Origin of the sequence: Phyllobacterium zundukense (assembly GCF_025452195.1) — a bacterium.
GTDB classification, from domain to species: Bacteria; Pseudomonadota; Alphaproteobacteria; order Rhizobiales; family Rhizobiaceae; genus Phyllobacterium; species Phyllobacterium zundukense_A.
Window position 1 is genome coordinate 2,471,512 of the sequence record NZ_CP104973.1, and the last position, 22,423, is coordinate 2,493,934.

At 55.2% G+C, this 22,423-nt stretch carries 16 protein-coding genes and 1 pseudogene; 10 read left to right on the forward strand and 7 right to left on the reverse strand.

Annotation, left to right across the window (positions count from 1 at the left end; translation table 11 throughout):
* Positions 1 to 21 precede the first annotated feature (21 nt).
* The 3 genes from ybaL to N8E88_RS24535 all read right to left on the reverse strand — a co-directional run bounded on the left by ybaL (position 22) and on the right by N8E88_RS24535 (position 5,051).
* A complete protein-coding gene (ybaL, locus tag N8E88_RS24525) occupies positions 22 to 1,791 on the reverse strand; it encodes a YbaL family putative K(+) efflux transporter (protein ID WP_262292865.1) in 1,770 nt (589 codons plus the stop codon).
* A 188-nt stretch (positions 1,792 to 1,979) separates the two neighbouring features.
* Positions 1,980 to 4,514 (reverse strand): protein translocase subunit SecD, encoded by a 2,535-nt coding sequence (gene secD / locus N8E88_RS24530; protein ID WP_262292866.1) that lies wholly within the window; start codon positions 4,512 to 4,514, stop codon positions 1,980 to 1,982.
* Between the two features lie 108 nt (positions 4,515 to 4,622).
* Entirely contained in the window at positions 4,623 to 5,051 is a 429-nt protein-coding gene (locus N8E88_RS24535; RefSeq protein WP_262292867.1) for a hypothetical protein, read from the reverse strand.
* 199 nt (positions 5,052 to 5,250) lie between these two features.
* On the opposite strand from N8E88_RS24535, the pseudogene N8E88_RS24540 reads away from it, so the two are divergent.
* The 4 genes and pseudogenes from N8E88_RS24540 to N8E88_RS24555 form a co-directional block, all read left to right on the forward strand.
* Positions 5,251 to 5,958 (forward strand): annotated as a pseudogene (locus N8E88_RS24540) (2OG-Fe(II) oxygenase); the annotation flags it as partial.
* 211 nt (positions 5,959 to 6,169) lie between these two features.
* Complete coding sequence (locus N8E88_RS24545) at positions 6,170 to 7,399, forward strand: urate hydroxylase PuuD (protein WP_262292868.1); 1,230 nt, start codon at positions 6,170 to 6,172, stop codon at positions 7,397 to 7,399.
* Positions 7,396 to 8,703, forward strand: coding sequence for a guanine deaminase (gene guaD, locus N8E88_RS24550; protein WP_262292869.1), 1,308 nt, complete (start codon positions 7,396 to 7,398; stop codon positions 8,701 to 8,703). The genes N8E88_RS24545 and guaD overlap by 4 nt, the downstream gene beginning before the upstream one ends.
* A gap of 69 nt (positions 8,704 to 8,772) precedes the next feature.
* Positions 8,773 to 9,984: an NAD(P)/FAD-dependent oxidoreductase gene (locus N8E88_RS24555; protein ID WP_262292870.1), complete on the forward strand. Its 1,212-nt coding sequence runs from the start codon at positions 8,773 to 8,775 to the stop codon at positions 9,982 to 9,984.
* A gap of 2 nt (positions 9,985 to 9,986) precedes the next feature.
* Here the strand turns inward: N8E88_RS24555 and N8E88_RS24560 are convergent, their stop codons facing one another.
* The 3 genes from N8E88_RS24560 to N8E88_RS24570 are packed head-to-tail and all read right to left on the reverse strand — an operon-like array spanning position 9,987 to position 13,826.
* The gene (locus N8E88_RS24560) at positions 9,987 to 10,574 is read right to left on the reverse strand and encodes a sarcosine oxidase subunit gamma (protein WP_262292871.1); all 588 of its coding nucleotides are present in this window, start codon (positions 10,572 to 10,574) and stop codon (positions 9,987 to 9,989) included.
* Positions 10,567 to 13,554: a sarcosine oxidase subunit alpha family protein gene (locus tag N8E88_RS24565; protein WP_262292872.1), complete on the reverse strand. Its 2,988-nt coding sequence runs from the start codon at positions 13,552 to 13,554 to the stop codon at positions 10,567 to 10,569. Before N8E88_RS24565 ends, N8E88_RS24560 begins: the two co-directional genes overlap by 8 nt.
* Entirely contained in the window at positions 13,551 to 13,826 is a 276-nt protein-coding gene (locus tag N8E88_RS24570) for a sarcosine oxidase subunit delta (protein ID WP_262292873.1), read from the reverse strand. Before N8E88_RS24570 ends, N8E88_RS24565 begins: the two co-directional genes overlap by 4 nt.
* 431 nt (positions 13,827 to 14,257) lie before the next feature.
* Here N8E88_RS24570 and N8E88_RS24575 point away from each other — a divergent pair, with 431 nt between their 5' ends.
* The 6 genes from N8E88_RS24575 to N8E88_RS24600 all read left to right on the forward strand — a co-directional run bounded on the left by N8E88_RS24575 (position 14,258) and on the right by N8E88_RS24600 (position 20,493).
* Complete coding sequence (locus N8E88_RS24575) at positions 14,258 to 14,521, forward strand: hypothetical protein (protein WP_262292874.1); 264 nt, start codon at positions 14,258 to 14,260, stop codon at positions 14,519 to 14,521.
* A gap of 221 nt (positions 14,522 to 14,742) precedes the next feature.
* Positions 14,743 to 16,182: a UbiA family prenyltransferase gene (locus tag N8E88_RS24580; protein WP_262292875.1), complete on the forward strand. Its 1,440-nt coding sequence runs from the start codon at positions 14,743 to 14,745 to the stop codon at positions 16,180 to 16,182.
* Positions 16,179 to 17,504: an FAD-binding oxidoreductase gene (locus N8E88_RS24585; RefSeq protein WP_262292876.1), complete on the forward strand. Its 1,326-nt coding sequence runs from the start codon at positions 16,179 to 16,181 to the stop codon at positions 17,502 to 17,504. Before N8E88_RS24580 ends, N8E88_RS24585 begins: the two co-directional genes overlap by 4 nt.
* A gap of 83 nt (positions 17,505 to 17,587) precedes the next feature.
* Entirely contained in the window at positions 17,588 to 18,010 is a 423-nt protein-coding gene (locus N8E88_RS24590) for an EamA family transporter (protein WP_262292877.1), read from the forward strand.
* A gap of 14 nt (positions 18,011 to 18,024) precedes the next feature.
* Complete coding sequence (locus N8E88_RS24595) at positions 18,025 to 19,035, forward strand: NAD-dependent epimerase/dehydratase family protein (protein ID WP_262292878.1); 1,011 nt, start codon at positions 18,025 to 18,027, stop codon at positions 19,033 to 19,035.
* Between the two features lie 12 nt (positions 19,036 to 19,047).
* Entirely contained in the window at positions 19,048 to 20,493 is a 1,446-nt protein-coding gene (locus N8E88_RS24600) for an aspartate aminotransferase family protein (RefSeq protein WP_262292879.1), read from the forward strand.
* A gap of 46 nt (positions 20,494 to 20,539) precedes the next feature.
* On the opposite strand, the gene N8E88_RS24605 is transcribed toward N8E88_RS24600, so the two are convergent.
* The gene (locus tag N8E88_RS24605) at positions 20,540 to 22,270 is read right to left on the reverse strand and encodes a hypothetical protein (RefSeq protein WP_262292880.1); all 1,731 of its coding nucleotides are present in this window, start codon (positions 22,268 to 22,270) and stop codon (positions 20,540 to 20,542) included.
* Positions 22,271 to 22,423 lie beyond the last annotated feature (153 nt).

The window sequence follows — 22,423 nt, forward strand, 5'->3', positions numbered from 1 at the left end:
ACCCGCTCGCCCATTCTTATTTTATACCGCTTTTGTTGCTTCTAGACGGTCCGATTTCTCCGGCTTGGGGTCCTCGAGGTCGAGGATGTGGGCGACGATTCCGCGCGCTATTTCACGTTCACCCATGATGACCGCGTCCGCGCCAAGATCTTGCAAATGCTGAACCTCCGCATCTGAGTGAGCCCGCGCCAAAATGCTGATGACGGGGTTTGCGGCGCGGGCCTTGACCACGATCTGTCCGGCCTCAAAAGCGTTCGGAATGGCAATGATCAGTTGACGGGCCTGGGCAAGATTGGCGGCGGCGAGGATATCACCATTGGCTGCGTTGCCGACGATCGTTTCAATGTTCTCGTCATGCAGTTTCGCTACAGTTTTGTCGGCGTCCTCGATAACGAGAAATGGCTTGCCGACTTCTTTAAGCGCCTCACCGACAAGACTGCCGACACGGCCATAGCCAACCAGCACGGCATGGTCCGTAAGCGTGGTTGGGCGAATTTCCACATCGGGTGTTTCAATCGCCGCCAAATCTTCTGTAGTCGGTTCTTCGGTTGGCACACGCTTTTCGAGCCGCGGCTTCAGGTACGTAACGCCTGCGAACACCAATGGGTTGAAAAGTATCGACAGGATGGCACCGCCGAGAATGAGATCGCGGCCTTCCTCCGGCAACATGCCCAACCCAACGCCAAGCTCGGCGAGAATGAAAGAGAATTCACCGATTTGCGCCAGGCTTGCGGAAATGATCAGGGCGGTGCCCGTTGGATAACCAAAGGCGCGGACGATGAAAAATGCCGCGAGCGATTTGCCAACGACGATGATTGCGAGCGTTGCAAGCAGCGGCAAGGGATCATTGACGATTGTCATCGGGTCGAACAGCATGCCGACCGAGACGAAAAACAGCACCGCAAAGGCGTCGCGCAACGGTAGGGATTCTTCCGCCGCGCGGTGGCTGAGTTCGGATTCGCTCATGATCATGCCGGCGAAGAACGCGCCGAGCGCCAGCGACACGCCGAACAATTTGGCCGCACCGAAGGCGACGCCCAATGCGATCGCCAGTACAGCCAGGCGGAAAAGCTCGCGCGAACCGGTATGTGCGATCGCATGCAGGGTCCAGGGGATTACCCTGCGCCCGACGATGAGCATGACAGCAACGAAGGCAGCAACCTTGCCAAGTGTCAGTGCTATTACACCGCTGATGCCAAGATCGAAATATCTGACGATTGGATCGCTCGCGGCCCGAACCATATCGCCCGTTTCACTATCGCCATTGATGGCGCCGGCAATAGCTGGCAGCAGGACGAGGGCAAGAACCATGGCAAGATCTTCGACAATCAGCCAGCCAACAGCGATACGCCCTCGTTCTGTCTCGATCAGGCGCCGTTCCTGCATCGCACGCAGGAGAACCACGGTACTTGCCACCGAGAGTGCAAGGCCGAAGACAAAACCCGCTTGCATGCTCCAGCCGAGAATCCAGGCAAGGCCGGCGCCCAATAAAGTCGCTACCAAAATCTGCACGATGGCGCCGGGAATTGCGATGGCGCGAACCGAGAGAAGATCTTTCAAGGAAAAGTGCAGACCGACGCCAAACATGAGCAGAATGACGCCGATCTCGGCGAGCTCGGAAGCCAACTCCTGATCGGCGACAAAACCGGGAGTATGCGAGCCGGCCAAAACACCGGCGACGAGATAACCGACAAGGGGCGGAATACGCAGACGATTGGCAATCGCACCGAAAATAAAGGCCAGAACCAGACCTATGACGATTGTCGCAATCAGCGGCGTTTCATGAGGCATATGTCGGCGTCTCCCTCGTGAGATGATCAATGGTTAAAGGCAATGGGTCCTGCGAACAGGTGCTGTCGCAGCAGTATTGCGTACCTCCGGTGGCTTGCAAACCGATTTCATCGGCTCTGCGGCGCAGGAAACGCGATTTTTTCCCTGCGCCGCAAATAGTTAGCGTTGAACGCTAAGTTGGGGGCCGGTCAGCCTTGGACGGCCGGCTTTTCGCCCGAGCCAATGCGCGAAGCGTGGTTCTTTTCCCACCATGTCCCGAGCAGCAAGAGAATCGGCGCTGCGATGAACAGTGACGAACTCGTGGCAATGACTACGCCGAAGAGCATCGGCAGAGCAAAGTTTTCCACGGCCTTGCCGCCCCAGATTGCCATGGGAAGCATGGCAAGGAACACGGTCAGCGAAGTATAGATACAACGCGCCAACGTCTGGTTGATACTCAGATCGATAATCTGACGCAGCGGCATCTTCTTGTGGATGCGCAAATTCTCACGCATTCGATCGTAAACGACGACCTTGTCGTTGACCGAGTAACCGATGATGGTCAGCAGAGCGGCGATGGCCGTGAGGTTGAAATCGAGCCCCATCAGCGCAAAGAAGCCGACGGTTTTTGTGGTATCGAGGATCAACGTGGCGATTGCACCAAGCGCGAAGTGCCATTCGAACCGCCACCAGATGTAAAGCAGCATGGCAAGGCTGGCAAGGGTAACGGCCAGGACACCTGATCGTGCAAGCTCCTGACTGACCTTCGGCCCAACGACTTCCGAACTCTCGATCTTCACACCGGGATCAAGCTGCTGAACGGAAGCCCTGACCTTGGTGACAGCAGCGGTCTGCGCCTCTTCACCGCCGTCCTGACGCTGGACGCGGATGAGCACCTTGTTGTCGCCGCCGGCCTGCTGGAGGGCGACTTCACCGAGACCGAGGCCTTCAAGAGTCGAACGCATCGTGGCGAGGTCCGCGGGTTTGGACGTCGTAACTTCCACCTGGATACCGCCCTTGAAGTCGATACCGTAGTTGAGGCCAGGATGGATGAAGAGGATGACCGAAGCGATCGACAGGAAGATCGAAACGCCGATACCGAAGAAACGCGCGTTCATGAACGAGATGTTGGTATTTTCCGGTACGAGCTTGAAGAGGTGCTCGATACGGATCGTCTTCATCTTCCGGCGCCGGACGATAGCCGTCATCATGACACGGACGACCGTAACCGCCGTGAACATGGAAACAAGCGCGCCTATTATCATGGTGATGGCAAAGCCGCGTATCGGGCCGGTGCCGAAGAGGAACAGCAGCAGCGTCGCGATAAGGTGTGTGGCCTGCGAGTCAATGATTGTCGAATAAGCGAGCTTGAAGCCGCGATCGACCGCAGCCATTGCACCGATACCTTTGCGTGCTTCTTCACGGATACGTTCGTTGATGAGGATGTTCGCATCAACAGCAAAGCCGATACCGAGGATGATGGCGGCGATGCCGGGGAGCGTCAGTGTCGCGCCGAGCAGGCTCAAAATGCCGAACGTAAGAATGACGTTGAGAGCAAGCGCCAGATTGGCAATCAGCCCCCAACCGCTATAGAGGACGAATATGAAGCCCACCACGAGTGCGAAGCCGATGAGGCCCGTGAGAACGCCCATCTTGATGACATCGCCACCAAGGTCCGGACCCACGGTACGTTCTTCGATGACCGTCAGCGGCGCCGGCAAAGCGCCAGCACGAAGCAGCGCAGCGGTGGTGACCGTATCCTGAACCGTGAAATTACCCGTGATCTGGCCGGAGCCGCCGGTGATCGGGACCTGGATGACGGGCGCTGTCAGGACCTTGCCGTCGAGCACAATGGCAAAGGGACGACCGACATTCTGGCTGGTGATATCGGCAAACTGACGCGCACCGACGTTATCGAAGCGGAATGAAATGATCGGCTGGTTGGTTTGCTGATCGAAGGCGGCGCGTGCATCGGTCAAGCGTTCGCCGCTGAGTGCCACGCGATCTTCAACCGGGTAAGTAATGGCGGGATCTTTCGCATCCGGCAAAATGGATACGCCGGGAGGTGGCGCATCGCCGGAATTGCGATCTGCAACCATGTGGAAGGTCATCTTGGCAGTGCTGCCGAGGAGCGCGCGCAACTGGCTCGGGTCCTGCAGACCGGGGAGCTGAACGACGATACGATCGGAACCGACGCGCTGGATGGAGGGCTCGGCAACGCCGACCTGATCGACGCGGCGACGGACGATTTCCAGACTTTGCGTCAGTGCATTGTCGAGCTTGTCCTTCATGCCGGCTTCAGTCAGCGTCAGCCGTATCTGGTTGCCGTTCGTGTTGATATCGATGTCACTGACAGGTGCAGCAAAGCCGACTTGTGCAACTTGAGTGGTCAGATCGCGCAGGGCTGCAACGGCTGCGTCGCTTTGTGTGGCATCCGCCAGCGTTACGATGACGCTGTCACCCGCGACACGGACGGATTGCGGCTGGATTTTTGCCGTGCGCAGATGACCGCGCGTATCGTCGAGAATTGAGCGAATACGGTCTTTCTTGAGTGCTGCCGCGTCCACTTCCAGCACGAGATAGGAACCGCCGCGAAGATCGAGGCCCAAGGCGACCTGTTTCTTGGGGAACCAGCTTGGCATAGCTTCAAGCTGCGCCTTGGTGAAAGCGTTGGGAAGGGCGAGGACAATACCCACCAGGATAATAGCAATGTAGGTCCAAAGGACCCATCTCGACGTACGCATGTCTTAAATTCCGTTATGGAGTGCGGGCGCGCTGCCGAGAACTGATCTACGAGTTTGCCTGGCGGCCGCCGGATTGGTTTTCGTCGTTCCCGATTGGAAACGGTGATGTCAGGCCGCAGTCAGAGGCGGAGCGCGGGCGTGGAAAACAGAATTGCAGTCCAGCGCCGGGCTAGTTCCGGACGGAACCGACTTGACGCTTTTCCCGTTCGCAAAAAAAAGCGCATGATCTTGAGGCACCAGAGCAGCCGGTGAGCTGCTATCGGACCCAAGTCCACTTTTGATCTTCAGGTGTAAAGCTTCAAGCGCCGCAACGCGCATCGGGCTCTGCACGGGGGTGGACTGATTGTTGGCTTCGTGGGCCAAGCGCGTTTCATCGCGCGCCGGCGTTCCGGCATCCTTCGCCGCAATACTGGTCTCCGCACCGGTCACATAGACTGTGCCCAGCGCGGCGCTGATCGTGGATACGAGCCAGAAAATAGAAATCAGGAGCGGAGCAGCGCTTCGCTTTCCTTTTTTGCTATTTCCGTGAACGCTCATCCTGTCATCCAACATCAATTACTCGCGGCGCAATGCGCCTAGCTGCGACTCTCTTTATGAAGTCTGAAAGCGTGAGTCACTCAAAATCGTCGCGTTTCGCTACCAATGGCTGGAAAATATGTCGTTTTGCAGGAAACGGGTGGAACAAAATAGCCAAGATGCCACTCTGCCGAAGACTAGTTCGAAAATGGAGATCATCATGGCTGACTCAATCAGCAGCACATCGACCATTCGATGGGATACGATAGAAGCGGAACTGGATAATTTTGGCTGCGCCATTTTGAAAGGAATATTGTCGAAGGCTGAATGCGAGGGAATAGCTGGAGGCTATCCGGACGACAAACAATTTCGCAAACGCATCGTCATGGCACGGCATGGGTTTGGCCGGGGTGAGTACAAGTATTTCAGCTATCCGTTGCCCGATGTCATCGGCGATCTGCGACAATCGCTCTATCCTCGCTTGGCCAGCATAGCCAATCGCTGGAATGAATTCATGGGCATCGATGTTCGCTATCCGGATAAGCACCACGCATTCATCCAGCGGTGCCACGCTGCCGGCCAGGATCGTCCGACACCGTTGCTGCTGGAATATGGCGAAGGCGACTACAACTGCCTGCACCAGGATATCTATGGCGAGCACGTGTTTCCGCTGCAGGTGGCGTTTCTGCTGTCGAAACCGGAGGAGGATTTCACTGGTGGCGAGTTCGTCCTGACAGAGCAACGGCCGCGAATGCAGTCGCGTGCAGAGATCGTGCCCCTACGGCAAGGCGATGCCGTGATTTTTCCGGTCAGCCAGCGTCCGGTGAAGGGCACACGCGGCTACTATCGCGTGAATATGCGACACGGCGTCAGCCGCCTGCGCAGCGGAAAACGCCATACGCTGGGCATCATCTTCCACGATTCTCAATCGTTGCAACGCGATTCGGGTCAGGACGGTCTGCAAATGGCGCTTTTCTGCGCGCCGGTGCTCATGAACCCAAAAGTTCACTCCGCTCCGGTTCTCGAAAATCACCATTTTCGGCGTGTCCTGATCCGAATCTCAGCGCACCCTTTGTCTCTCCAGTTGCGTCGGTTAGTGAAGAACAGCATTGTAGCCTCAAATTTCAAATGGGGCCTCAATGGATTATCTGATTTTCTGGGAATGGCTGAGTTTCGCTGCGCGGTGGCTGCACGTGATTACGGCGATCGCCTGGATCGGCTCATCTTTCTATTTCATCGCTCTCGATCTTGGATTGCGGAGGCACGCAAATCTCCCGCAAGGCGTCAATGGCGAGGAGTGGCAGGTTCATGGGGGAGGGTTCTATCATATCCAGAAATACATGATCGCACCGCCTCATATGCCGGAACACCTCATCTGGTTCAAATGGGAATCCTATTTCACCTGGCTGTCCGGGTTCATGCTGCTCTGCATCGTCTACTACGGCAGCGCCGATTTGTTTCTAGTCGACCGCAATGTGCTCGATATTTCGACGCCTGTGGCCATCGTGATCTCGCTCGCGTCGATTTCAATCGGCTGGTTGATTTACGACCTTCTTTGCAAGTCTCCACTCGAGTCCAATGATACCCTGCTGATGCTCATTCTCTATGGCGTGATCGTATTCATGGCATGGGGTTATACGCATCTGTTTACTGGACGTGCCGCACTCTTGCACCTTGGCGCATTCACTGCGACGATCATGACCGGCAACGTGTTTTTGCTGATCATCCCAAACCAGAAAAAAGTCGTAGCCGATCTGATCGCGGGCAAGACACCCGATCCCAGGCTCGGCAAACAGGCCAAGCAGCGCTCTACGCACAACAACTATCTGACGCTTCCGGTCATCTTCCTGATGCTGTCGAACCATTATCCGCTTGCGACGTCCACCGAGTTCAACTGGATAATTGCCGCGCTGATATTCATCATCGGCGTGCTCATTCGGCATTATTTCAACTCGAGACATGCAGGAACAGGCAATCCGCATTGGACATGGCTTGCCAGTACCATTTTGTTCATCATTATCATTTGGTTGTCGACGGTACCTAAAGTCCTGACAGGGGAGGAGAAAGTTTCCAGCGCTGTTGCGCCCTTCCTGGCTGCGCAGGATTTCGGGCAGGTTCGCGACACCGTGTTGGGACGTTGTTCGATGTGTCATGCAGCGGAACCATCGTGGGAGGGCATCATGCTGCCACCAAAGGGTATTCGTCTCGATACGGATGACTTGATCGCCGCCAACGCGAGCCAGATCTATATTCAGGCCGGAGCGAGCCATGCCATGCCGCCTGGCAACCTGACGCATATCACCGATGACGAGCGCGCGCTGATCGTCGCGTGGTATCGCGGTGCGACGACGGGGAAAGCAAAGCCATGACAGTAATATTGCTGCGCGGACGCATCCTGAGCTTTCACGACGAGCCACTAAACGGCGAGGCAAGCACCCACACATTCACCTATCTTGAGGACGGCGGACTTCTCATTCGCGACGGCAAAATCACTGCGATAGATGACTTTGCAAAGTTGCGGGCGGGCGACGGCCGCAACGTCGAAGTCATCGATCATCATCCGCATCTGATCATGCCGGGCTTCATCGACTGTCATATTCATTATCCGCAGATGCAGGTGGTTGGCTCCTATGCGGGCGCGCTGATGGAGTGGCTCGACAAATATACCTTTGTCGAAGAGCAGAAATTTTCCAATCAAGGTCATCCGGACAAGATCGGCTCTGCGTTTTTCGATGAGCTGATCCGCCATGGTACCACAACCGCGGCAGCATATTGCTCAGTGCACAAAGCCTCGGTGCGTGCGTTCTATACGGAGGCGCACAGGCGCAATATGCGCATGATTGCCGGCAAGGTAATGATGGACCGCAACGCACCGCCCGGCCTGCTTGATACGCCACAATCGGGCTATGATGACAGCAAGGCGCTCATCGCGGACTGGCATGGCAAGGGACGTCAGCTCTATGCAATCACGCCGCGTTTTGCCCCGACTTCATCACAAGAGCAGCTGGAGATGAGCGGCACGCTGGCGCGAGAATTTCCAGATATGCATGTGCAAACGCATCTTTGCGAGAACACTGCAGAGATTGCCTTCGTTGCCGAACTGTTCCCCTGGAGCAGGGATTACACTAATGTTTACGAGCACTACGGACTGCTGGGGCCAAAGACGCTGCTTGGCCATTGCATCCATTTGAGCGATGCCGAGGTGAGTACGATTGCCAACAGCGGATCCGTTGCCGTCTTTTGCCCGACTTCGAATTTATTCATTGGCAGTGGGCTGTTCGATCTGGCTCGACTTCGGGCATCAGACGTACGCAACGCAATCGCGACGGATATTGGCGGCGGTACGTCCTACTCAATGCTGCGTACGCTGGATGAAGGCTATAAGATTCTGAATATACAGGGCCAGCGTTATCATCCGCTCCGGTCTTTTTACCAGGCAACCCTAGGCAACGCGCGAGCTCTTGCGCTGGAGGGTACTATCGGCTCGTTCGTGACAGGTGCGGAAGCTGACTGCATCGTTCTGGATGCGCGCGCCACACCCGCTATGCGCGTTCGTATGGAAACGGTCGAAACACTGGTGGAAGAACTCATGCTGATGCAGACCATGGGCGATGATCGAACAATCGCCGAGGTTTACATCGCCGGTGTCGCAGCCAAGAGCACTTTGAACTAGCGGACGAAAAGGAACCAAAGGACACATTCGGCCGTTCGGCTCGATCATGCCTCGTCCCCGGAACCTTTCATGACAACACAGCATCGGAATCTGCGAACCGGCCAGCCCATCTGGCTTAGCCGACGGGCCTCGGACGTCGAGTTCAACCTGCTACTTGAGGATATTACAATCGACATCGCGGTTGTTGGCGCGGGCATAAGTGGTGCTTTGATGGCCGAAAGCTTGAGTGAAGCCGGGTATTCGGTTGCGATTTTTGACAGACGAAAGCCCGTGACCGGTTCAACGCCTGCAAGCACTGCACTGCTGCAATTCGAGATCGACACGCCATTGCATCAGCTTGTTCAGCAGATAGGCCGGAATGATGCCGAGCGCGCTTGGCGGCGATCGAAACTTGCGGTTGATGCCCTGCGCGAAAGGACCCATGAGCTTGGCATACACTGCGAGATGCAAGATAGAGATTCGCTCTACCTTGCAGGCGATCTTCTCGATGAGGAGGGCTTGCAGAAAGAGTTGTTGGCTCGTGGTCGGGCGGGCTTTGAAACAAGACTACTGCAGCATGACGAACTAAAAACCAGGTTTCGCATTGATCACCCGGCGGCATTGATGAATTTCGATAATATTGAAGTCAATCCGCGCAAACTGGCACTTGGTTATCTGAACGTTGCAATCTCGCGTGGCGCCAAGATCTTCGCACCGGTTGAAATCGTGTCGGTCGAACCAAGGTCGCATGACATAATCGCGGCTACAAAGGAGGGGCGAAAAATACGCTGCGATTATTTTGTTTTCACAACGGGCTATGAAATATCCGAGCAGGTGCCGCAGAAGGGGCACCAGATCATTTCTACCTGGGCGCTGGCGACGCCGCCCCAGAAGCAAAAGCTGTGGCCCGAACAATGCCTGATCTGGGAAGCCTCGGACCCCTATCTCTATATGCGCACGACTCAAGACGGGCGGATCATCGTCGGTGGCGAAGATGAAGAATTCGAGGATGAGGAAAAGCGCGACGCGAAATTGCCAGCGAAAACCAAGGCTATCCTGGCAAAACTCAAGAAGCTGTTTCCACAGGTCACCGCAAAGGCGGACTACGCCTGGGCTGGAAGCTTTGGCTCAAGCACAACGGGTTTGCCGACCGTCGGCGCCATCCCAAAAATGGATCGATGCTTTGCCGTCCTCGGCTATGGGGGGAATGGCATCACATTCTCGATGGTCGCGGCGCAACTCGTTCGCGGTCTTATAACCCGGACGGGCGATCCGGACGAAGACCTGTTCGCTTTCAAATAACTCTATTCCACGCGGTAACCGACTTCCTCCGCCGCATGTCCCAACGTTTGCCAAAACGAGCGGGCAAAGGTGCGGAACACGTAGACATCGAAAGTCTCGTCATCGATCCGCTGGATGTTGGCATGAATATCGTGATGCAACGTGGCGCGGCCGTAAGCGATGGGGAAGGCATGCTCGGAGAAGTCGATGGCAAAGAGTTTCGACAATATCCATTCCGAGCGCGGTCCGCTGATCCGAATGACGGTGCGGCCATGGGTGAGGTCAACCATCGTCCCGAGTTCCGGAGAGATGGCGGAGCGCAACCGGGATTCGAGATCAGGTGTAGCGCTAACGACGAAATAACGACCGGGCGCAAAGCCAAAGACAGATTTTTCGCCTGCAACGCGACCGAGACCCGGCTTATTCTGAAGAACAAGACCCGTTGCACTGCCGATTGCGGTCAGCACGATGGGTATCGTATCCGGCCATGCTGTGACCTGAATGGTCGAGAGGTTTTTTCGCTCGCGCAGTGTGACACCAACACCGGCGGCGGAATTGCCATGATCGCCTGGAATGAAGGTTGTGCCGAGTGGAGATTGAGGTTCAGCCATGCATCCGGCTTCCTTCTGGATCGAACATGTGGTGACTGACGATCTCTACTGCGCAATGTTTGTCGCGGAGCAGGTCTGTCGCGAAGGCGCGATTGCCAATCATTGACGTGCCGTGCTTTACCAGTGCAAGTGCGATATATTTGCGAAGCGCCGGTGAGTAACACGCTGCTGTAACGTGACCAAAACTGTCGGCGGGTTCGCGCGGGTTAGGGTCGGTTACGATGTGGCTGCCACCATTGATCGATTGATTGTCGAGCGAAATCAAACCCACGAGCGACAAGCGGTTTTCATCCTTGAGCCCTTCACGATTTATCATGGCGGAGCCGATATATGGCTTCCTCTTCGACAGCATCCAGTCGAGATGCAGGTCATGCGCCGTGGTTCTGCCATCGATTTCGGCACCGGTGACATGACCTTTTTCAATACGCAGCGTCCCGAGGGCTTCAAGTCCGTAGGGGATGATCTCAAAGGGCTTGCCGGCAGCGAGGAGCGCTTCCCAGACGCGTGTCCCATACCCGGCGCCACAATAAACTTCGTAGGCAAGCTCCCCGGAGAACGACAGGCGGCAGATCATGACCGGCACATCGGCGATTTTGCCGTGAACAATGCCCATGAAGGGCAGGGTGTCATTATCAACTTTTGATCCAGTCACGCAGGCCTCAAGTACAGCGCGCGACTTCGGACCAGAGACGGCTGAACCTGCCCACACGTCGGTGACCGAGGTCAGGTGGACGCGCAACTCCGGCCAAATACAGTCGAGATAATATTCCAGATGCTGCATGACCGGGCCGGCGTTGGCGGTGGTCGTCGTCATCAGGAACTGTGTTTCGCCAAGGCGCCAGGTTGTGCCGTCGTCGAAGGCAATGCCATCTTCGCGCAGCATCAGACCATAACGCGCCTTGCCTACCGGCAGGGTGGAAAACATGTTGGTGTAAACGCGGTCAAGGAGTTCCGCCGCATCGGGACCTTGTATATCGATTTTGCCCAGCGTCGAAACATCGACGATGCCGACACTCTCACGAACTGCCCTTGCCTCGCGTATGTACGCCTGTTCAATTGTTTCGCCATGGCTGGAATAAATCATCGGGCGGTGCCAGAGGCCAGCTTCATAGGTTTTCGCGCCGTTTGCCAGATGCCAATCATGCATGGGCGTCAGACGATGCGGACGCAAATCTCCATATCTTTCGCCAGCCAGGGTACCTAAAGAAACCGGTGTGAATGGCGGACGGAACCGTGTTGTACCCGCTTCAGGAATCGAGATACCGCGCACGTCGGCCATGATGGCAAGGCCGGGAACATTGGAGGTCTTGCCCTGATCGGTCGCCATCCCTAGCGTGGTATAACGCTTCAGATGCTCGACCGAGTGAAATCCTTCGCGGTAGGCGAGACGAATATCGTCCGCCGTGACATCATGCTGAAAATCGACGAAGGCTTTCTGGGATTTAACCGCGGGCTCGATTTCGAACACCGGCGCGGGCGACGAATCCAGCATCGGCGCTTCGACCCGAGGGAGAATGAGCCTGCTCTTGGCGGAACCCTTGGTTGCCGCGTCGGACATGACGCTGATTGTATCCATGTAACCGGCTGCGGAACCCGTCATCACCCAGTTCTGGTTTGGCTCCGGCGGCAGGAAAGCCTGAAGATCCTCATCCCATTCAGGCTTGCCGCCTGCCTGACTTGCAAGGTGGATGGCGGGCGACCAGCCACCCGAAACACCAAGACAATCGGTCCTGATTTCGCGAGGCGCGCCTGAAACGCGGCCGGTCTCCGCGTTGAAATGCTGTACCGAGATCGAACTCAGCGTCTTGCCAGCATGGGTCGCTGTAACGGCATGACCGAGAAGCAGCTCCGCTCCGGCTACACTCGCGATATCCCTGCACGTGCCGGATACGTCAGAGCGAACATCGATGATCGCGGTAACATTGACACCGGCAATAGAGAGCGCTCGGGCCGCATCATAAGCGCTGTCATTATTGGTGAAGAGAGTGACGTTATTTCCGGCCGCGACACCGTATTCGACCGCATAGCGGCGCACCGCATCGGCGAGCATGACACCTGGACAGTCATTGCCGGGGAAAACGATCGGACGCTCGAATGCGCCAGTCGCCAAAATTACCTTGCCGCTACGAATCACCCAATGGCGCTGGCGTGGCAGGCCCTTCGTCCGGTTCGGCTTGTAATCAGAAACATGTTCGACGGCTGTGAGAATATTGCCGTCGTAGTAACCCCAGACCGACGTCCTGGTCAGGAACCGTACATTCGGCAGATTCGCCAAAGCGTCAGCCTTTTCGCGAGCCCAGACGGCGGGGTCGCGTCCATCGATCATCTCGCCGGAGCCAAGCAGTGAACCGCCGGGTAGCGGGCGTTCCTCCGCGATGATGACGCGTGCGCCCGTTGCGGCGGCGGCCTCTGCAGCAATCAGGCCGGCAGGACCGCTGCCGACGACAAGGACATCACAAAAGGCGTTCATGCGCTCGTAGCGGTCTGGGTCCGGGGCCGTGCCTGCTTTGCCCAGTCCGGCTGCCCGGCGGATAAACCTCTCGCAGAACATCCAGAAACGTGTGCCTTTCAGCGGGCCGATCGCCGGTCCCATGAATGTCTTGTAGTAAAATCCTGCCGAAAACAGGGGTCCGGCCAATTGGTTGAGGGCCATGAAGTCATGTTCCAGCGACGGAAAGCGATTTTGACTAATGGTGACCAGACCGTCAAAAATCTCAAGTTCTGTAGCCCGGACGTTCGGCTCGCGTACATCGCCAGAAAGAACGGTGACGAGGGCGTTCGGCTCATCGCTACCAGCGGCGAACACACCGCGCGGGCGGTGATATTTGAACGAGCGTCCGAAAAGCGTAACGCCATTGCCAAGGAGCGCGGAAGCCAGCGTGTCTCCCGGATGTCCGCTATAGGCCCTTCCGTCGAACGTGAATCGAATAGACTTGGAGCGGTCGATCCGTCCACCCTTCGATAGCCGTGAACCCGTCATGAACGGTCACCGCTCACTGTATCACGCGCAAACATAACGGACGAAATCGTATGACTTGCTATATCGCGCGTGACAAGAAGATGCTGGCGGCAACCGCCCGTATGAAGCCAGAACTCCCGATGGGGACCGCTGGGGTTGGTGCGATCAAAGACGTAGGAATTCCATGCGTCCTGATCGATGGATGCCGGGTCTGGTCGTTTACGCGTTGCATCACCTTGATAGGTGAATTCGATGACATCTCGAGGTCCGCAATAGGGGCATTTGATTATCATGTTTGTCTCGATGGCGAAACGAGTGGCTTGCGAGTAGTTTGCTTCGAAGGACCAATCAACAGAAAGTGCCGCGACTGGTCAAGGTTGACGACAGGAATATAAACGTTGGGATGCACATTAAGAAAAATACTTCACGCCCGGATTATATTCTTCATTATAGTAAGCTACTATCAAATTATTGTCTGCATCGTAACCATAACGTCAAGCAATGTCGCTCTACCGACCAGTTTAGATGATTGGGTTGTTGCATCCATATCGTCCGGGTCATTTGGGCATATCCACAATCGAAAATGGTTCATCGATGGTCACGGGGCGGCCAGATCTGAAAAACCGCCGGTCGTTCAGTTGCCGTTCAACTTGATCCCGCTATAACAGTTGTCAAAGAGCCCGTTGAGGTTCCTTAACAGAGGCGGTGGAAACACCGTAGAAACATGAACAAGTTTGTTGTTGCCATTCTTCTGTCTGCAGTTTCCGCTGGATCAGCAGCTGCCGCCAGCGTCAAAAACGACGAGGCCAGCGCCCAGACCATCGTTGTTACTGAAGGCTCCAGCAAAACCGAATTGCAGGTTGGTGCCGGCGAGACTGTCGAGTTCTGCAACGGTGGTTGCTTCGTTACGTTTCCCAACGGTGATCGCGAAGCCCTGAAAGGCAGCGAGACCGTTGAAATCAAGGGCGGTAAGATTTCGATCAAGTAAGCTAGCGATTTGCAGCGCTACACGCGAAGTTCACGAACCGGCTGGAGCCAATTTTCAGCCGGTTTTTAATGCTTCATTCACTGTTCGTATTACTTTTCAAATTATCGTTCGTGCGGCAAAACCAACTTCACTTTTCATTTTTACTTTCCCGATAAATCATCGACTGATAGGCAATATTCTTGCCCGCTCTAATAGACGCATGATTTCAGGGATGTGTTGTGGTGGATGCTCGTTCTGACAACAAGACTGTTGACCTCGTAGTAGATCTCGACGGCACGCTAATAGCCACTGATCTTCTATGGGAAAGTACGTTTCAACTGCTTAAAGTGAATATGCTCTATCTCTTTCTTCTGCCCCTTTGGGCTTTAAAAGGAAAAGGTCATCTCAAACATCAGATATCGCTGCGCGTCGCTATCGACCCGGCGATACTCCCTTACCATGGGGAGTTCGTCGCTTATCTGCGCGAGGAGCACCACAAGGGGCGAAGGCTGGTGCTTGCGACAGGTGCAGCGCGCAAGTTCGCCGATAGTATTGCCGCATATCTAGGTTTGTTCGATGCGGTCTATGCAACCGATGAAAGGCGCAACCTGACGTCTATGCACAAGACCAAATTTCTGCTCGAGACTTTCGGTGACGTCAAGTTTGCTTATGCAGGAAACAGCCGAGCAGATGTTCCAGTGTTTGATGCGGCAAGCGAAGCGGTCGTCGTCGCACCGGATCGGGCCGCAGCAAAATGGCAGCGTACACATTCCGCGAAATTGTTTGAAGCGCCGAAGACCGATTGGAAAACCTTCGCCAGGATGTTGCGGGTGCATCAATGGATGAAGAACACGCTGATTTTTGTTCCGCCGATACTCGATCACGAGATCATGAATTGGCAGGTTCTAGTCAACGCGATCATTGCTTTCTTTGCTTTCTCATTCGCTGCCTCGGCCATCTATATCGTCAATGATTTGTTTGATCTTCCGTTGGACCGCCAGCATGCTCGAAAGAGGAATAGGGCTTTTGCCAGCGGCCTGTTCTCTATTTCCTTCGGCCTAAAAGTTGCTATCGCGCTGCTGGCCTTCGCCGGTCTGCTTGCCACGCAATTGCCGTGGGTGTTTAGCGCCGTGCTGCTGGTCTATCTCATTTCGACGACTGCTTACTCGCTATCGCTGAAGCGCATGTTGCTGATCGATGTCCTGACGCTGGCGGGCCTCTATACGCTTCGTATCCTAGCGGGTTCAGCGGCAAATCAGATCGAGGGTTCATTCTGGCTGCTGGCGTTTTCGTCGTTCTTCTTTCTTTCACTCGCGCTCGTCAAACGTTATGTCGAACTGCAGAACACTGCACTTGTCGAAAAGAACCGCATTGCGGGCAGGGGATACCGACAGGCCGATCGTGAGGTCGTGGCGCAATGCGGCGTCTCGTCAGCCTTTGCCGCTGCACTTGTCCTGGCTCTCTACGTAAACAGCGATGCTGTGGTCAGTCTCTACTCATATCCGTGGTTGATTTGGCCGCTTTGTCCAATCGTGCTCTATCTCAACATCCGCATCTGGATTCTGGCGCATCGCGGTGAGATGCACGACGATCCTGTCGTGTTCATTATTTCTGACTGGCGTAGTCAGATCGTTATAGCAATCGGCGCGGCGTTGCTGCTCTATGGTGGCATGCGCTCATGATGGCTGGCTATGACAGTTTCGGGCTTATCGACAGGCATCCGCGTGCTGCGATCTCGCTCGATGCCGCGCGACAGATTTTCGAAAGTGGTAATCCGGAGCGGGATGGGTTTTTGCCGTTCGGCAATGGCAAATCCTATGGCGACAGCTGTCACAATGATGGTGGCACGCTGGTCGATATGCGGGGAAACGACGAGCTGATCTCATTCGATCCGCAATCGGGTCTTTTCACCGCCGAAGCTGGCCTGATGTTGTCCGATATAATTGTGCTCGCCGCGGCGCACGGATATTTTCTGCCGGTGACGCCGGGTACGCGTTTTATTACGCTGGGTGGCGCGATCGCCAACGACGTGCATGGTAAAAACCATCATCGCCGCGGCACGTTTGGCTGCCATGTCGAACGATTCGATCTGTTGAAATCGGATGGAACAGTTGTCACTTGTTCTGCATCGACGCATTCAAAATTGTTTGCCGCTACAATCGGAGGGCTTGGGTTAACAGGCATTATCCTTTCTGCCAGCATCAGATTGATGAAAGTGAATTCGCTTGATGTGGTGGAGAGCGTAAAGCCGTTTGCAAACCTTGCCGAATATTTCGAAATAGCGCCGCAGGCCGACGATGACAATGAATATGCTGTTGCCTGGGTCGATCAATTGACTTCAGGGAGACGTGCAGGACGCGGCGTTCTTCTCACAGGAAATCATGCAGAAAATGGACGTTTTGCGGCCACAACGGAGGAATCCAGGCTGAGCGTGCCTTTCGAGCTTCCCATATCGGCACTGAATTATCCGAGCCTCAAACTGTTCAACGCCTGCTACTCTCATTCTCAAAGCCGCAAGCGGAAACCTCATCTCACCAGCTACCAGACCTTCTTCTATCCACTCGACAGTGTCTCGAACTGGAATCGGCTTTATGGAAGGACCGGGCTGTATCAACATCAAAGTGTTATTCCGGAAGATGCCGCATCAATTGTAATTCCACAGATGCTGGCCGCTACGCGCGAGGCGGGACAGAGCTCATTTCTGACTGTGCTCAAACGTTTCGGGGACGTCACTTCACCCGGGATCATGTCGTTTCCGCGGGTGGGCTATACCTTGACGGTTGATTTTTCCAATCGCGGAGCGCGCACCTTGGCCCTGCTGGAGCGCCTCGATGCCATGACGATCGACGCGGAGGGGAGGGTCAATCCCTACAAGGACCAACGCATGAGCTCCGCAGTGTTCAAGGCCGGATTTCCGGAATGGCAAGAACTGGAGAAGGAGCGGGACCCTGCATTCAACTCCAATTTTTGGGCGCGAACCGCACTGGCAGGTGGAAGTGCATGATGCGTCAAATTTTATCAATGTACTTGGGGTCTTTTCAACGCAGCTTTGCTATGCACTCGACCAACTAGAGGGGCCGTTCTGACATGACAAAATATATTCCGTTCATCCTGTTTACCGTCATGACCAATGCGGCTGCGCAAGTCATCCTGAAATACGGCATGATAACGCTGGGGCCGGTCAGCTTCAGCGCCGATACGATCATCCAGCGGATATTCCAGATCATTTTCAATCCTTGGGTCTTCGCCGGATTGACGATGTTCGTCATCTCCATGGCCTCACATCTTTATGTGCTTTCCAAAGTCGATCTTTCGTTTGCCTATCCGTTTCTGAGCCTTGCCTATGTTGCGGTCGCACTATTTGCCTGGGCAGTGTTCAAAGAGGAACTTGGAACGTTCAAGATTGCGGGCATCGCCTTCATCATGATCGGAACCATTCTGATCGCCCAGAGCGGACGTCACGAAACGCCCGGTGAGCAAACGCCACCAGCTTCCACAACATCCTCGTAAGTGAGTTGAAATAAATGAGACACATTATTTTTGGTGGCGACGGTTTCGTCGGGCGGCATCTGGCACCGAAACTGGTTGCCGAGGGAGAGGAAGTCATTGTGGCGGATATCGCCGAGAGCGATCTGTCCCACTATGGCGATGCGACATTCGTCAAATGCGACGTGACCGAACCGAAGTCCATCACTGCAGTCGGTATCAAGGCCGACGACATGGTCTACAACCTGTCAGCCAAGATGCTTTCGCCGCTACAGGTCCGGGCGAAGCGGCACGATTTCTTCTTTCCGGTCAATTACTTCGGCACCGAGAACATTATCAAGGCGATGGACAAGGCGGGTGCCAGGAAGCTCGTGCACTATACGACCGACATGATCTATGGCCACACCTATGTCTGGCCCCAGACCGAAGACCACCCGGCGGCGCCGCTTGGTGAATATGGAATGTCGAAATTGAAAACCGAGGAACTGGCCGCCGAATGGCGCATGCGCGGAATGAATATCTCCCTGTTTCGCCCACGCCTGATCATTGGGCCGGGCCGTCTTGGTATCCTCGAAAAGTTGTTCAAATTGGTCGATTACAACCTGCCGGTACCGATGATTGGCTCCGGCAAGAACCCTTATCAGTTTATTTCGGTCTTCGATTGCGCTGAAGCGGCACGTGCAGCATGGAAGGCAGGCGTGCCAAATGAGGCATATAATCTCGGCTCGCTGAACCCGCCGCCTGTTCGCAAACTGCTCGGCGACCTGGTGAAATTCGCAGGATCGAAATCGATCCTGCTGCCGACACCTGCCTGGGCGGTAAAACGCACACTCGACTTTTTCGACTGGATGAACAAGCCGATCATGGATCCGGAACAATATTTGATCGCGGACGAAATGTGCGTACTCGACGTGTCGAAAGCGGAGCGTCAACTGGGCTGGGTCCCGCAATATCGCGATGAGGATATGCTGATTGCAGCGTATAAGGAGTATCGCAACATCAAAGACGGCAAAGCCGTGCAGCAACCATCGTCGATAGCGGCGGAATAACGGGGAATGGCGATGAACAAGGTTACAGCGGCATCACAGCACGAGGCGGTCCAGGGACTTATAGGAAAGCCAGACTTGCTCACGGTCGAAGAGGCCAAGGCCATGACGCTGCCGCGCATGACGGAGCTTTTTACCAGACATCTCAATCCCGGCCAGCTGCATTTCATGAAGCTTCTCGGTTTCCACAAGGTGAAGATCGATCGCGCGGAAGGCATGTTTTACTATGATCAAAACGGCCGGGCCATTCTCGATTTCTTTGGCGGCTTCGGCTCTCTTGCTTTCGGCCATAATCACCCGCGGATTGTCGGGGCGCGCAAGAAATTTCAGGATGAACAGCGCCAGGAAATAGCCATCGCCTTCATGTCGCAATATGCGTCCGCCCTGGCACACAATCTCGCCGCATGCTCACCTGGCGATCTCGACATGGTGTTCCTCGGATCGTCGGGATCGGAGGCAATGGAGGCGGCGATAAAGGTTGCCGAACGCGCCGCCGGCCCAAAAAAACCCAAGATCGTTTATGCCGAGAATTCATTCCATGGCAAAACCAAGGGCGTTCTCTCGATTACCGATGGAGGGCTCTATCGCGGTGAGTTCAAACTGGTGGAAAATACGGTTCGTGTTCCTTTTGGCGATATTGACGCAGTTGAGAGTGCTTTCCGCTCCGATCCTGAAATCGGTGTCACTGTATTGGAAACCATCCAGGGCGGTGGTGGGATCATTCAGGCGCCGAAGGAGTATTGGCAAAAGCTGCGCGCGCTATGCGATCAGTATGGCGTGCTTTGGGTTGCCGACGAGGTCCAGTGTGGCTTCGGGCGCTCGGGCCGATTTTATGCTTTCGAACATACGGGCGTCGTGCCCGATGTGACCGCCTTGGCCAAATCATTGGGCGGCGGCAAGGCGGCTGTCGGCGCGATGATCGCCCGGCGGGAGGTCTATATGAAGGCCTATGGCACGCCCAAGACAGCAATGATCCACGCCATGGCCACATTTGGCGGGATTGGTGAAGCCTGCGTCACTTCAATCGAAGCGATGAACATTCTCTACGACGAACATCTGATCGATAACGCTGCAGCAACAGGCGACTATCTGTTGCAAAAGCTCGAAGATCTCAAAGTCAAATATCCGACGATGATCAAGGACGTACGTGGCAAGGGCCTGATGGTCGGTCTCGAATTCCACGATTTCTCCAAGACGGTTCCAATGGTGCTGCGCCCCGTGCTTGCTGTGCTGGATGACAAGCTGAAGGGTTCGCTTCCGGGGTTTATCGGCAGCCACCTCTTGCGCGATCATGGAGTGCTGGTCGCATTCACCGAGTACAATCGAAATGTTATCCGCCTGGAGCCGCCACTGATTTGCGGCCGGGAACACGTGGACGCATTCATCAAAGCGCTCGATGACGTGCTGTCACGCGGTATCGTTCGTATCGTCAAAGACTTCGTCAAAGCACAGGTAAAGTAAGATCAGAAGTCTAGAGATAGCCGGGCTTTGGTCCGGCTATCTGTTGTCAGGATTGGCCGGAAAGCTTGATGCCCGGCCGGAGCAGCAGATCCCAGCAATCATCAAGCTTCACGACGATCCGGTCCGCCAAGGCTTTCTCATAGATACGCTGCAGGGAAAGCCGCGCGCTGGTTGTCGGGCAGGACGGGCGCAAAACGCCATCCGTCTGGCGCAGAGAGGTTTCTTCCGCTTCTGTCAGATCGCCGACAGTGCGGAATGGGTCGGCACCAATCTGAACATTTCGGCTTGCATCCCGATCGAGTATCCACGGAAACGGATTGACGAAATCCAGTGTCATCAAACTGTTCAGATGGACGCCGTTCTGGCTTTCGAACTGCTTGAGCGCCTTGACGGCGCGATCGGCGGAGACCACCCAGAACATCTGGTAGTCAAGTTCAGAATAGAGCTGCCAGCTCGGCAGTTGTCCCGCCTCCGCCAGCTGGTTGTAGGCCTCGGCGTTCGAGGCATAATGGGCCTCCAGCAGGTTCACCCGTTCCATGATATCCTTGCGGGTAGAAACGAGGCCCATCGTTTTTACATCGGTCACTGGTGCTGTCACATAGGTCGGCGCAACGGCGACAACGCGCAGGGTGCCCTGTACAACCTTGGTGATCGTTGGGATCGCGGTAAACGCGACGAGACAATAAACAATCAGTCGACGTCTTTCCGGCAATTTCGGTGTTTTGAGCAGCACCGCGAGAAGAACCGGCCAGAGGAAGATGAATTCCTGGCTGCCGGTATTCTGCGTCTCAAGGAATATACCAGCAACCAGCGTGACGCCGATCCACAGCCAATCGCGATCGAGCAGAACGGCGATATTCGCTGTTGCCGGTTTCTTGCGAAGATTGTGACAAGGGTCGTCTGTAAGAAGATTCCAGTCTTGCCAGAACAGGAAAAGTATCAGACTTGCCGCCGCAAGGATGACGTCGAGCTTGATTGAAAAAACAGTCAGAAAGCGAGGCAGAAGCAGGCCCTCGTTTAACCTGACCAGCGCTGCGATGCTCTCGACATAGGCGGACACCATTGCATGATTGAACTCGAGTACCAGAAGCGTCACGGCAAAGATGCATAGTGCTAGCAATACCTGGCGCCATAGGAGACGGCCTGAGAGGATGGCAACGAGACCGATCATTCCCCCTGCCAAAAAACCCGTTATCTTGGTGAAGAACAGCGCAAGCATCGTCAACGACGCGATGATGGCGAGCTTTCGGCTATTCGGCAAGAAAACCAGTGCGCTGACGAGAACATAGAGCAAAAGGGAGGTGTGGCGATTGTAAATGCCGAAACCGTTGACACCGGGATAAGAATGAAAGCTCTGTGTGTTGGTCGGGCACAGCGCAAAAACAAGAAATGGAACAAGGATCGCAAAGGCGATCTTTCGGCTCTTCTTGTCGATTTCAGCAAGAATGATCGCCATCAAAGGTGCGGCAGAAATCAGCACGGACCATTGTGCAATCAACGTAGGCTGCCCGCCGGGGAAAAGTCCCTGAAGCCAGTAGAACTGATAGTATTCAAGGGCGCCGACGGGTGCGAGAAAATCCACAGCCGGCACCTGGCCAAGTTTTATGCGCTGGGCCGCATCGAGATAGATATAGGTATCCCAGTACATCGGGCCGATTGGAATCACCAAGGGAAGGGACACAAGGACTGCCAGACACACGAGAAACAGCGCAAGCAACGCCAATGGCGAGAATATTTGTGCTGAGGTTCTGGTGGAGCTTCTGGAAATATCCGGCATTCGACTCAGGTTCCGCGGCGCGTGACCACTATCCTTAGAGCTTTAATCCTCCACATTGCGTTAAACGCCCGCCCGAAATTTATCGAATGCTCCTATAAAATACGGCCTGTTTATTACGCGTCGCGGCGTGTTTTCGCCATGTCGCAAACAGGC